This window comes from Nitrospina gracilis 3/211, assembly GCF_000341545.2.
Lineage (GTDB): Bacteria > Nitrospinota > Nitrospinia > Nitrospinales > Nitrospinaceae > Nitrospina > Nitrospina gracilis.
In genome coordinates this window covers 2,366,501-2,379,722 of sequence record NZ_HG422173.1, presented here as the reverse complement: position 1 = coordinate 2,379,722, position 13,222 = coordinate 2,366,501, and the positions used below count along the sequence as shown (strand labels likewise).

Genomic DNA, 13,222 nt, shown 5'->3' with positions numbered 1-13,222 from the left:
TCAAATTTCACGATTTCCGGCGAAATTCACGATAGGTTAAACAAATTTTTCGCATCCTTAAAATGAAAAACCGGTATGGCGGACCATACCGGTTTTTTAATTGGGTTCGATGACCGTACGTTAGAGCAGAGGATCCATGAACAATCCTTCGTCTTTCCAACGTTTGATCTCTTCTTCCGTCGGGATGGGCGGAACGGGCACTTTAGAGGCACGCTGATCCAGAGGATCATGGAATGTGCGCTCATAAGCAATGGCTTTCCACAGATAAAGATGCGGGAACATGGTTCCCCAAGCTGCCATCGGTGTACCCGGTACGCCCTGCGTGACGCGCTTGTACCAAAGTGCATCCGGCCAGTCTTTAAGGGTTTTGTCGCTCCGTTCTGCGGCATCGAATTTTTCACTGTCCTTATTATTGGCGTTACGGAAATCGAGGGCGCCGGTCATCAGGGGAATACCATCGGTTCCGTGACAAACGGAGCAGTTGAGTCCTTCTACCGCCGGTTCTTTACCCTCATAGACCAATTTCCCCTCTTCAATGATTTTGGGATCGTCGTACCAGGTCCACTGCTCACCCAATTTGCCTTCCACAGGGATATTGGTCGGATCCCGCATGGTTTTGAGGTAAGAGACCAGGGCATTGAGTTCGTCCTCACTCAAATCCTCGCCATAATATGTAGGCATGGCTTTATAGGATTTGGGGTCATCGAATCCGGGCGATTGGATTTTCCGGGGATCCACGATCTGTTCTTTCAGGTAATCTTCGTTAAACAACCCGATCTGCTTGGTACCCAGGTTGGGACCGCGATCGGAGTTGCCTTCCCAGAACACCTTGTGGCAGTTGAAGCATTTGTTGTCCTCAAACACGCGCCGTCCGGCGGCAATGACTTCCGGACCCGCCAGGCCGCTCAATTTGACCGGGGGTTTGTTCAGTTTGTCCAGTTCCACCTGCGGATCGAATTGCGGCAATTGGGCGGTGATGGTGATGAACAGCACCGAGGCCAGTCCGTAGGTTCCGAGAAGGCGGACACTGGTTCGCGTTGCGGTTTTTTCAGGTGCCATGGTCCTCAGGTCCAGCACCACGAAGAAAACGAGACCCACAAACGTGAATGCCACAAACTCAATCTGCCACCAGACAGGGAAACCAAAATGCCCTGCAACAAACCAGACGATGATTGAAAGGACGATAACCACAGGCAGTTTCATCAGCACGTTTTTGATGATCCCTTTTTCCTGCGGTTTGCCGGGTGCCCTGGACAACAAAATGCAGTAGAGCAGGGTGACGAATGCCAGCGATCCCGACAACAGGAGTGGTTTCAGGTCATAGAACAGGCCTACGCCATAACCAAAAATGGCGGCCGCGATTGGTGGTGTCAGAAACTTAATCAGCTTGTTCATAGGCTTGAGTCAGCTTTCAGTTTGGTTTTCGGTCATTCGGCAACAGAAGGAGAGGGCAGTGCGCCTTCCGTCTGTTCGGCCTTGGCTTTTTTCGATTTCGGGTATTTGAGACCCAACCAGATGATGGCCGTCATGATGATAAAGAAGGTCCAGACGATTCCCGTCACGAATACCCCGGATTCCGCCAGAGTCGGAGCGAACTTCTCCGGAGTGACGTCTTTGAAAACCTTGTAGATGTGCCAGTTCATGCGCGACAACTCACGGATGACCCCCATCCAGCTCATCAGCCAGATGTCGGTGAAACCCATGAAGATGAGGATGTAGGGTCCCATCGGATTGATCTTGCCCCAATGGATTTTCCCGGTGCGCGTGGCGATTGTGTAGAAAATATAGTTGATCAGGGTCACCGTTACCAATGCAAAGGCTGCGGTATTTTTCGACACCATGAGCGCCAGGAAGGCCAGTTCGTCCGGCAAAACCATGTCCGGATTCATGCCCGGTTCAGGCAGCATGGTGGCGAAAAACCGTCTGGGAGTGAACCAGATGGCGGCCGCAATGACAATCAGCACAAATCCCAGCTTCATTGCGGGAAAGAACCGGTGCGCGTTGTCAATACGCTTCATACTCACCCACATATACACGTTGCTGGCACTGAACATGGTGCCTATGAGCAACCCCTGCACCAGCATGAACATGGACTCGCGGTCGGACATGATGTACATGCCGATGGTGGCGTCGTACTGATAGATCTCGCGTACGAAGATGTAACCCATCGCGGGAAGCGGGATCATGATCATCACGCCGATGGCGTTGCCCATGTAACCGACCCAGTCGTAATATTCCTTCTCTTTCGGGTCACGGGACCAAAGGTACATGTACGCGGCGATGATACCCACCATGAACCCGCCGAATGTGCCGTTGCCCACCAGGCGGTGATAGTTGAGCGGCATCCATGTGGCGGTCGCAATGCGATCCCATTCCGTCATTGTGGTGAACAGGGCGTCGTACGGTTTCGGCGGCGTCTGCATCAGGGTGGCCGGGCCGTCGAGGGCACACAAAAGGGAGAGGCCCAGAACGTTCAGAATGATACCCGTAACGATGTGGCGGCCTTTTTTGTTCGCCTTGTTCAACGGATCCCATGAGTACACATAGATGTACATGACAATGGTTTCCAGGATGAACAGGGTGGGGTAGCCGATCATGAACAGGACCGGATAGGCGTTGACGAGGTAGCTGATGAAGTCCTTGTATGCCACCATCATCACAAACAGGAACAGCCCTCCGCTCAGTGCGGTGAAGCTGTAACAGAAACCGATGACCTTGGTGATCTCGTGCGCCAGGCGTTCGAACTTGAAATCCGCCTCGGCAAACATGATGTAATTGGAAAGCATGCCGCCGACCACGCCGTTGAGGAACGCCAGAATGGCATTGTCGAGGGCCACGTGGGCCCCCGGTACCAGCATGAAGGCAATCACACCGCCCACGACACCACCCACAAGGCAGGAGACCTTGGTGTTCAAAAGACGATGGAAGTAATTAAGAAAGCTGACCACCAATGCCCCGAAGGAACAGGCCCACAAGCCGTACAGAACACCGTGGTGGATGCCGACGATGATCTCACCGATGATACCGAAGGTGACCCCGATCAGGACGCCAAGGAATACGTTGGACAGGATGATTGCTTTGCGGACGCCCTGGGTGCGGCGCGAGCCCATGACTTCCATGATGACGACAAACATGGGGCAACCCAGAATGAACGATGCAAACAGGATGTGGAGCTGGGCGGCAAACCAGGTGGCCTTGCGGTTGCCGATACCGGGAAAGGTGTACTCCGTATTCTGGATTTCCTTGGCGGGACCGATGTCTGTCAGGTAAGAGAGATCCTCCTCTTCTGCAGCCTCTTCTCCCCCTTCGCCTTCACCACCTTCCTCGCCGAACTCGTCTTCAAACTGTTCTTCCAGAAAGCTCTCAGGACCGGCGAATTCATCTGCGAACTCACCGCCCTCGTCGGCAAATTCATCGCCGCCCTCCTCTGCAAATTCACCACCCTCATCGGCAAATTCCACCTCGCCGCCCTCTTCGGCCATCTCTTCGTCCATGACCGCTTCCTCTTCCTGGGCGAAAGCGGCGACGGGACTCAGGGCATTCCGGAGTTGGGGGAACATGTCCGAACCCAGACCCGGGTTCAGAAAACCAAACCCAAATATCAGAAAAAAGAGGACAAACTGCTTTAAAGACAAAAACCTGTTCCCTGCGTTTGGAGTGTTATCCATTCCGGAATCCTGAAGTTTGGTTTTAAGGCATGAAGCCTTAAAGAATCGTGAGAAATGCTTTGAAATTGTTCCTTGTGGCTCCGAGGTAAGGGTAAACCCTTTAAAATACGTCCTTAAGAGACGTAGAGAATTATCATAGGGGTATTTTAAAGTCAAGGAAATTATAGTGACGTCTGAGGGGCGCCCAAACTACTTCGAGAACAAGCCTTTCCCACGGTTTTTCCAGCAGTTGGGGTGAAAAAGCGATCCCGGATCAGCTGTTCTGGAGGGCCAGTTGACCGCAGGCGCCGAGGATGTCCGTTCCCCGGTTTTTCCGCACGAACACGGAGTAATGCTTGCCGATGAGATAGTCCTGGAAGGCCTGCACCCTCTGTGGAGCCGGGGGCTGGTAATCTGCGCTGTCGAACGCGTTGAATGGGATCAGGTTGATTTTTGAGGGAATATTGCGCAACAGTTTGGCCAGCCTCCGCGCGTCTTCATCGGTGTCGTTGATGCCTTTCAGCATGACATACTCAAAGGTCAATCGGCGGGAGGGTTTCAAGGGATAGGTGCGAAGGCAATCAAGGAGCACTTCGATCGGGTATTTCCGGTTGATCGGCATGATCTGGTCCCGTGTCGGATTGTCGGTTGCATTGAGCGAAATGGCCAGATTGACATGCAGGTTTTCGCTTTTGAACCGTTCGATGCGGTCCACAAGGCCGGAAGTGGAAAGAGTGATCTTGCGTGTGGAGATACGGAGCGCCTCCGGCGAAACCATCAGCCTGAGGGCGTCGCATACGGCGTCGTAATTGTCCAGCGGCTCGCCCATACCCATGAACACGATGTTGGAGACCCGGTTTTCTTCCGTGTGGTCGGCGTTCACCGCCAGGTACTGGCCGATGATCTCCGCCGACGTCAGGTGACGCTTCAGCCCCATGCTCGCCGTCAGACAGAAGGAGCAGGCGAGGCGGCACCCAACTTGCGTCGAGATGCAGAGCGTCTTGCGGTCCGTCTCCGGCATCCAGATGGCCTCCACCTCCTGGCCATCCTCCAGACCGAACAGGTATTTGATCGATCCGTCCCTCGATGGCGTGCTCATTACAATCCGGGGCAGGCGAATATAAAACCGTTCTTCCAGTTTTTTCCTTAATGCTTTGGAAAGATTGGTCATATCCCCAAACTGCCGGATTCCATAATGGTAAACCCAGTTGAAAACCTGGTGCGAGCGGTACGGTTTTTCACCCCACCCGACCATGATTTCGTTCAGTTTTTGCTCAGGACAACCGATCAAATTATCCATAAATTTACCGTTTGCAGTTTTATAAAAAAAGGTATTATCAGGCTACTCCAAACAAGTTACAAGAGCAAAGGCCAAAAATGAGGGGCGCTTTGTTTTTGTTGATCTATTCTGATCGGTTCTGAAAGACCAGCTTGTGGAAAAACTGTGAGTAGCCTGCACAGTTCCCGGGCTGAGCTGTGACACATTAGAGGAGGAGCGGTTCGTTGTCATGAATGCGACGCGCTATGTGGACCTGCCGGAATGTTTCCAAACGCTCAATGTGGCGGAAGGCGTTTCCTGGCCTGAAATAAAAAAGGCTTATTACCAGCTTGCCAAGCAGTACCATCCTGACAAAAATCCCAACGATACGGACAGTGAAGACCGTTTCAAAAAAATTTCAATCGCCTTTGGTGTTTTGGAGAGGTACTACCGGACCAACCCCGCAATGCGTTTGAAATGGATGCCGAACATTTCCGCTGAAGACCCCGCAAGTCCCAAACCCGAATACGAACCGCAAACAAAAAATGGAAATGGCAGGGAGCGGAACCGTCGTTCGAATTCCCAGCAATACGTAAAAGACGAGGATTCCATACCGGCAAACGGCAAGGGTTACGTCCACGCCACGCCTCCGGAACCGGAAGTGGTGCCGAAGGAAGATGCCCAAGCCGGGGAAACGGGTTTGCCATTTTCCCGGCGGGTAGGCCGCTGGTGGAACGGTACCTACCGCAACATGCAGAGCCTGGAGCGCCGCGTGCTTTGCCTCGACCTGGAAAAGACCGTCAACATCGAATCGCACACCGGTCTGAACGGCGGGACAGTTCGGGTACGCACTCCGGGTGGAACTTTCAACATACGCATTCCCGCAGGAACGACGAATGACATCGTCATGCGCATTCCGGAAAAAGGGGAACGCGGGTTGTTGAACCGAAAACGTGGCGATCTCGTTCTGAGAATCCAGGTGAACCCGCCGCGAGCCCAGCAAAGCGAGGATTTTTATTATCAGGTCCGGGTCACGCAAAAAGACCTTTCGATGGGCCAGGTGATGGTGCTGGACACGCATGAAGGGCCCATCCGCTATGCCCTCCCTAAAAACACCGTGACCGGGCAGACGTTCTCTCTGAAAGCCCAGCCCGACTCAGGAGTCCCTTCCCATTGCAATCACATCATCGTGGTCGAGGTGGTGCCGGGATGAAGTAGGTGTCGCCCCGTCCGGGGGGTTCGGCGTATTTGGCGTAAGTGTTCGCAAGAATGGCAATGTTGAACACCGCGATCATCAGGGTGCACATCACCACCCCAATCAGGGCAGGGCGGTTGTCCCCCGGGGGCAGTTTGGTGAAACTCATCATTCCCATCACCACCGCCAGTCCCGACAAACCGATCGAACCGAAAATCAACGTCTGAAGAAACGGCGTCATCAAGATGTCGCGGTTCATGTGGTTCAGCGCCGCTACCGACATGATCAGCGGTGGAATGGTAAGGAAATACGGAGCCATCGCCCAAGCAGACTTCGGTCCCTTATATAATGCGTGCAGTTTGAAACCCATCGCAATCAGGATCACCATCAGCAGACCGGAGACGATGTCGATCACCCGCTTTTTCCGCTGTTCACCGCGAATGAAATTCAACGCGCCCAGCACGTAGCTGGCCACTTCTTCCTCTCCCATCTCATAGAAGCCGCCCTGTTCCGTATCGTAGGCGAAAACGCGTGCCGTGGTGGATTCCGCAGGCAGAGCAATGGCACGGTACTTGTCCTTGCCCGCCGACTCGATTTCGAGGTACACGATGCCACTGTGATACTCCAGCTTGTAATCCTCGATTTCCACGAGGTTCTTGGCATATCGCTGATTCTTCTGGTAGAACTGGTCCTGAATGGCCATGAGGTCTTTCAGGGCTTTTTGCGCCTGTACGTCGTGGTCATTTTCAAATACCTTGACGCAGCCCGGTGCGACGACCAGCGCCAGAATCAGGCAGAGGATTCTGATGGGATGGAATGATTTCATTTATAATGGCGGCTTTCCGTGTGAATGAAAGGGAAAACTTATAACACAGCGTTAAGGTTGGAACAAGGATACCAGAGGCACGGTACCCGGTTTGGTTCGATTATTATGAAACATCACCCGCTTTGGAAGCAATTGAAGTTTGTTACGGGCAATCCCAACAAGTTCCGCGAGGCGCAGGATATCCTGGGAATCGAGATGGAACGGCGGGATCTCGCCCACCTGCATGAGATCCAGACGACGGACGTGGCGGAACTGGTCGAGCACAAGGCGACGGAGGCCTGGGAAACCCTCAAGTCCCCTGTACTGGTAGAAGACTCCGGGCTCGTGTTCGAAGCCTGGAACGGCCTGCCCGGCGCCCTGGTCAAATGGTTCGAAGTGAGCGTCGGGTGCGAGGGCATGCTGAAGATGCTGGAACCGTTTCCCGACCGGCGGGCACGTGCGGTGTGCATGGTGGCAGTGCACGACGGCCGCGAGATTGTGATCGGTAAAGGGGAGGTGACGGGCATCATCGCCCAAAGCCTGCGTGGAGAAAACGGCTTCGGCTGGGATGTGATCTTCATTCCGGACGGACACGACCGCACGTTTGGAGAAATGAGCGTCGGCGAAAAAAACACCATCTCGCACCGCCGCCGCGCCTTCGAGGCGTTGCGCGATCAGTTTTGAAGCTCAGCCCTGTTGTGCCAGCCGGGTGTAGAGGGTGGCAAAAACGGTGTGGTATTCCTTGAGTTTGTCGAAAATGACGTCGCCGTGCTGGGCCAGCGCATCCGGCTTCATTTTGCGGTAGGATTCGAGCAGTTCACTCCAGTCCGCATCCTGCGGCAGCCACCCGCGCTCATTGGCAAGGCGGAGGCATTCCTCCGGACTTTCGCAGGATTCGTGGTTCTCCCGCGCCCGTGCCCGAATGCACCGCACCGCGCTGTCGAAGGTGAAGCCGTAACGTTGCAGGGCGGCGTTGCGGAAATATTCCGTGCGTGCCTGTGATTCCATCTCGGCCATCCGTTTCAGGTTCCATTCGAGATGCGTCAACAATACATTGAGGGGTGGGAGCTCTTCCATAACCTTCCAGCTTTCCTGTTATAATTTCCGTCCGGTGGCGTCTGCCCCGATTCTATTCCAAATCCTTGTTTGCAGGGAAGCTATTTTGAAAAGACATTTTAATAATGATACACTTCCGCGTCCGAATACGGACACCAATGGAACCAAGTTTTTAACGGAAACATGATTGCCGATGGCTGACGAAGAACGCTTTGTGGACAATGGGGACGGCACGGTGACGGACCGGAAAACCGGGTTGATGTGGAAGAAAACCGACACCATGATCGACCTCAAGAAATGGGTGAATTACCAGGAAAGCGCCGACTATGTCCGCGAGCTTCGTGAACAGAAATTCGCCGGGTATGACGACTGGCGACTGCCCACGCAGGACGAGGCGAAAAGCATCTACGACAAGGCTTATTCGCTCACCGACAAATTCGGCAAGACGGTGCATATCAGCGACCGGTTCGAGCCCGGTTGCGGGTTTTCAATGATGATCAAGCTGGTAGACGGGCGTCTGCGCACCTGGGTTTTCAATATCCGCGAGGGCACGATGGACAATCCGGATGGATTGTGGACCCTTTCGGAAGCGGCCCGGGCGGTGCGGGTTGCGTCCCCTCCCGGCGAGTGAACATATGAGAGGAGTCATGCGATGAGTGGTGAAGGATGGTACACCCCCCCGGAAAGCCTGTCCAAAAAGGCCTGGGTCCAGAGCATGGAACAATATAGGGAAATGTACGATCGGTCCATCAACGATCCCGAAGGATTCTGGGCCGAACAGGCGGAGGAATTTTTCTGGTACAAGAAATGGGACAAGGTCTGGGACTACAATTACAACATCAAAAAGGGAAAAATTTTCATCGAGTGGTTCAAAGGGGCGAAGACCAACATCACCGTCAACTGCATCGACCGTCACCTGGAGACACGCGGTGACCAGACGGCGATCATCTGGGAAGGCAACGAGCCGGATGAAGATTCCAGATTGACCTACCGGGAACTTCACGCCGAAGTGTGCCGGTTCGCCAACGTACTCAAGAAACACGGGGCGAAAAAGGGCGACCGAATCTCTATATACATGCCCATGATTCCCGAACTGGCCATCGCCATGCTGGCCTGTGCCCGAATCGGGGCTATTCACTCCATCGTGTTCGGTGGCTTCTCGCCGACGTCGCTTGCCGACCGCATCGTCGATTCCGGCTGTTCGTTGCTGGTTACCACCGATGGCGCATTTCGTGGCAAAAAGCCGGTTCCCCTGAAAGAGAATGCCGACCAAGCGATGGAGATGGCGTCGAAACAGGGCACCGACATCAAGCAGTGCATCGTCGTTGAACGGGTCGGAAGTAAGCTGGAAACGGCCATGAAAGACGGCCGCGATTTTTGGTGGCACGACGAGATGAAGGACGCATCACCGGAGTGCGAACCGGAACAGATGGACGCCGAGGACCCGCTTTTCATCCTCTACACCTCGGGTTCTACCGGCAAACCGAAAGGCGCGCAACACAACGTCGGCGGCTACATGCTGTTCAACGCACTCACGCACAAGTACATCTTCGATTATCACGACGGCGACATCTGGTGGTGCACCGCCGACATCGGCTGGGTGACAGGCCATTCGTACATCATCTACGGACCCCTGGCCAACGGCGCGACGACCATCATGTTTGAAGGCATTCCGACGTATCCGGACGCCGGACGCTTCTGGGCTGTCATCGACAAGCACAAAGTGACGCAGTTCTACACCGCACCGACGGCCATCCGTGCCCTCATCTCGCACGGTGAGGACATCCCGGCGAAGTACGATCTGTCCACACTCAAGGTGCTGGGATCGGTGGGCGAACCCATCAACCCGGAAGCGTGGCGCTGGTATCATAAAAATATCGGACGCGGACGCTGCCCCGTGGTGGACACCTGGTGGCAGACGGAGACCGGCGGCATCCTCATTTCCCCGCTTCCTGGAGCCACCCCCTGCAAGCCGGGGTCGGCCACCCTCCCGTTTTTCGGCGTGGTGCCGGTGGTGATCGAGGCAGAGACGGGCAAGGTGGTGGAAGGCAACGACGTCAGCGGAGTGCTGGCGCTCGCTCAACCGTGGCCGGGGCAGATGCGCACGGTGTTCGGCGATCACTCGCGGTTCGAGGAAAACTACTTTCAGATGTACCCCGGCTATTATTTCACCGGCGACGGGTGCCGCCGTGACAAGGACGGTTATTACTGGGTGACGGGCCGCGTGGACGACGTCATCAACGTCTCCGGTCACCGCATCGGCACCGCGGAGGTGGAGTCGGCCCTCGTTCTGCACGACAAGGTGGCCGAGGCGGCGGTGGTCGGGTTTCCTCACGACATCAAGGGGCAAGGCATCTACGCTTACGTCACACTGATGGACGGGGTGGAATACAAAGACGACCTGAAGAAGGTGCTGATCGATTTCGTGCGCAAGGAAATCGGCCCCATCGCGGCACCGGACATCATCCACTGGGCGCCGGGCCTGCCGAAAACGCGGTCAGGCAAGATCATGCGGCGCATTCTGCGTAAAATTGCGGCCAACGAGGGGGACCAACTGGGAGATACGTCGACTCTGGCCGACCCGTCTGTGGTCGACCAACTCAAGGCGAGCTACAAGAAAATCTGATCGGCTGTCGCTGAAACTTTAGAAGAGATTGAAAAACGCAGGATTGGCAGGACCAGAAGTGGGATCATGGAGTTGAGAGACCCAACTCCATGATTCTTCGCAAACGGCGAAAAGAGAAAGGCTTCCCCTCCCTCCCCAAATGTATTGAGCGCTTATCTTGGAATGTCTAATACGATAAACCAGGGTGCCCGCGCTGTCAATTGAAATTTTTGAATTCCTTGTATTTAGAGCTCTTTTTCGGAAAGTTTTCCACAGGCGGGGAGCGGAATTTGACCACCTTGCGGATGCCGCTGGGTCATAATCTGCCTTGGGCCATATGGAGTTTCACCTGCTTCAGGCCCTTGTGGGAATGGGGATTGATCGGTTGCAGGCGAAGCGACTTTAAAAATGCCTGCCGGGACTCGGAAAGCCGGTCCATTTTCAGATAGGTCCAACCCAGGCCGTCGTGCACCTCCGCCCAGTTGGGATGGCGCTCGTATTCTGCCAGGAACCATTTGAGCGCGTCTTCTAAACGGCCCTGGTGATAAAGTGCCCGCGCCAATTGTGTGCGTGTGCTTGTCCAGAGATCCACCTTCGTTCCCGGCTCGGAACCTTCCACCGTCACCCGCACTGGATGGGTGTTCGGGTTGCGTTTGATGGAACGGGCCAGCATGGCCCCGGCCCGTTCATACTGCTTCAGCTTGAGATAAACATAACCCAGGCCTTTCATGGCTTCCGAGGAACGCGGACGACGTTCCAAAGCCAGTGCGAACAACTGGAGCGCTTTGTCCGCTTCATCCTGGTGGTAATACTCCCAACCCAACCGGTTGTAAACCTGCCAGCCGAAGCGCTCCGACTCCAGCATGTCGCGGAATTCCACCGTCTGGATGATATCCGGGTCGAGTTCGATGGATTTCAGGAAATACTCCACACCCAAGTTCGGGCGGCCCGTTTTGTAATACACCCAGCCCAAACCGACGTACGGGGTCGGCCTCCTTGGCTTTTCCTGTGCCTTGGCCAGCAGGTAATCGCGCGCTGTCTCCGCATCCCAACTGCGCAGGACCGCCCAATCCAGCTTGTGGATCAAATCCGGTTGGTCCGGCTTCAGGGCATCGGCGACGATGAGGTGATCCACCGCCTTGTCGTACTCGCCCCGTGCGTAAAAAGTGAGCCCAAGTCCCTTTTGCCGTTCAAACTCCAGTGCGTCCACCCCGCCCAGTTTGCGGAAGTTGTACAAGGCCAGTTCGTAGCGCCCCTTGTGGTACTGACTGAAACCCATGCCGCTGTAGGCCCGTGCCAGCATGGGGGTGAGCGGCCCGTCGTTTTTGCGGATGTATTCGTAATAAAGATAAGAAGCACGTTTGTAATCCCCCACCGCCAGCGCCTCGTCGCCCTGGAACACCTTTGCCAGTTCCAGCGTTTCAAATTGGCGCATTCCATCGAGAGCCACTTCGTCATCGGGATTATGTGAAATGGCGGTTTGGAACATTTGCAATGCCTTTGTTTCGTTACCGCGTTTCAACTGCACCCATCCTTTCAGGCTGTGAGGCAGGGACCATTCGGGGTAGGCGGTATTCAATTCGGCGATGTGTTGTTCGGCGATCTGGTATTTGCCGATCTCCAGATAATGGCGCGCGAAACGGGATTTTTCCTGGTACGCCGCTTTCACCGCGCCGATGCCATTGACCACGCCGGGAAAACCGGGATGGGTCTGGCGCAGTTTCCGGAAAACGGCTTCGGCTTCCACCAGGTTTCCCGTTTTCAACAAGCTCCACGCCAGCCCGTTTTGCGCATCAAACTGATCAGCGACCTCCGGCGGCAGTGTGGAAAAGGCGTTCAGGGCGTCCTTATAAAACTCCTTGCTGTACAGTCGCCAAGCGTTGTCCACGGCGGGGTGAGTCAATGATTCCGTGTGCGTGTAAAGGATGGAGGGGTAACGCGGTGCTTCGACCTCCGGAGTGAACAGTGACGCCTTCTGCCAGTCTGAGGGCACTACCTCAACCAGCCGTTCCGGCGGCCTGGGATTCCACGCCTGCCAGTCGGACTTCAACCGTTCCCACTGGTGCCAGGTATACACCTGCCGAAGCCAGGGTTCAGCCGAATCCGGATGGTCGAGCATCCAGTAGGCAAACCCGATTCCTTTTTTCGCCTGAAGGGAGTGTTTGTCCAGTATCAGGGCCTGTTCAAATTTTTCGAGAGCGTGGTGGTAGTCCTGCATGGCGAAATAGCACCAGCCGAGGCCGGTCACGGGACGGGCGTCATCGGGGAACCGGGTGTGCACTTTCTCGAAGGCGTACAGGGCCTTGCGGTATTTCTTCTGGAACATATAAGCCCAGGGCAGGAGCCGCATGGCGCGTGGATTGTCGTGTTCCAGGATGAGGCTGCGTTTCAGATAAAATTCCGCCACAGCGAACTGGTTGGCGTGATACTGGCCGATGGCGAACTCCAGGTAGCGTTCGTGATCCGGAAGGATTTTGGGCGCCTTGGGATCGGGGCGTTCCGGAAAAAGCCGAATGGGAAGCTTGGGCATCTCCAGTACGGGAACCGAGACATCGTAGGGCATGGAGGAACATCCGCCCAGTCCCACGAGTCCGCAAATCAGGGCGATTCCCGCCGCACGGGTAAAGGGTTTTTGATACAATGATGCCATCACAGA

The 13,222-nt window shown here is 55.1% G+C and carries 10 protein-coding genes; 4 read left to right on the top strand and 6 right to left on the bottom strand.

Features of this window, described 5'->3' with window-relative positions; translation table 11 throughout:
* Window positions 1-120: 120 nt before the first annotated feature.
* The 3 genes from TX82_RS11350 to rlmN form a co-directional block, all read right to left on the bottom strand.
* Window positions 121-1,395 (bottom strand): c-type cytochrome, encoded by a 1,275-nt coding sequence (locus tag TX82_RS11350; protein WP_005010612.1) that lies wholly within the window; start codon window positions 1,393-1,395, stop codon window positions 121-123.
* A 32-nt stretch (window positions 1,396-1,427) separates the two neighbouring features.
* Entirely contained in the window at window positions 1,428-3,560 is a 2,133-nt protein-coding gene (locus TX82_RS11345; protein WP_222823006.1) for a hypothetical protein, read from the bottom strand.
* A gap of 361 nt (window positions 3,561-3,921) precedes the next feature.
* On the bottom strand, window positions 3,922-4,947 hold the full coding sequence (gene rlmN / locus TX82_RS11340; RefSeq protein ID WP_005010609.1) for a dual-specificity RNA methyltransferase RlmN: 1,026 nt from the start codon (window positions 4,945-4,947) through the stop codon (window positions 3,922-3,924).
* 208 nt (window positions 4,948-5,155) lie between these two features.
* Here rlmN and TX82_RS11335 point away from each other — a divergent pair, with 208 nt between their 5' ends.
* The gene (locus TX82_RS11335; RefSeq protein WP_005010606.1) at window positions 5,156-6,118 is read left to right on the top strand and encodes a DnaJ C-terminal domain-containing protein; all 963 of its coding nucleotides are present in this window, start codon (window positions 5,156-5,158) and stop codon (window positions 6,116-6,118) included.
* Here the strand turns inward: TX82_RS11335 and TX82_RS11330 are convergent.
* A complete protein-coding gene (locus tag TX82_RS11330) occupies window positions 6,090-6,926 on the bottom strand; it encodes a hypothetical protein (RefSeq protein ID WP_005010604.1) in 837 nt (278 codons plus the stop codon). The genes TX82_RS11335 and TX82_RS11330 overlap by 29 nt on opposite strands.
* A 105-nt stretch (window positions 6,927-7,031) precedes the next feature.
* On the opposite strand from TX82_RS11330, the gene rdgB reads away from it, so the two are divergent.
* Window positions 7,032-7,589, top strand: a complete 558-nt coding sequence (rdgB, locus tag TX82_RS11325) for an RdgB/HAM1 family non-canonical purine NTP pyrophosphatase (RefSeq protein WP_005010603.1) — start codon at window positions 7,032-7,034, stop codon at window positions 7,587-7,589.
* Between the two features lie 3 nt (window positions 7,590-7,592).
* Here rdgB and TX82_RS11320 read toward each other — a convergent pair whose 3' ends face one another.
* Complete coding sequence (locus TX82_RS11320) at window positions 7,593-7,982, bottom strand: nucleotidyltransferase substrate binding protein (protein WP_005010602.1); 390 nt, start codon at window positions 7,980-7,982, stop codon at window positions 7,593-7,595.
* Window positions 7,983-8,154: 172 nt separating this feature from the next.
* Between TX82_RS11320 and TX82_RS11315 the strand changes: the two genes are divergently transcribed.
* Together TX82_RS11315 and acs are read left to right on the top strand one after the other, a co-directional pair.
* Entirely contained in the window at window positions 8,155-8,592 is a 438-nt protein-coding gene (locus TX82_RS11315) for an Lcl domain-containing protein (protein ID WP_005010600.1), read from the top strand.
* Between the two features lie 21 nt (window positions 8,593-8,613).
* Window positions 8,614-10,587: an acetate--CoA ligase gene (gene acs / locus TX82_RS11310; RefSeq protein ID WP_005010599.1), complete on the top strand. Its 1,974-nt coding sequence runs from the start codon at window positions 8,614-8,616 to the stop codon at window positions 10,585-10,587.
* 295 nt (window positions 10,588-10,882) lie between these two features.
* On the opposite strand, the gene TX82_RS11305 is transcribed toward acs, so the two are convergent.
* On the bottom strand, window positions 10,883-13,129 hold the full coding sequence (locus TX82_RS11305) for a tetratricopeptide repeat protein (RefSeq protein WP_187291960.1): 2,247 nt from the start codon (window positions 13,127-13,129) through the stop codon (window positions 10,883-10,885).
* Window positions 13,130-13,222: the final 93 nt, after the last annotated feature.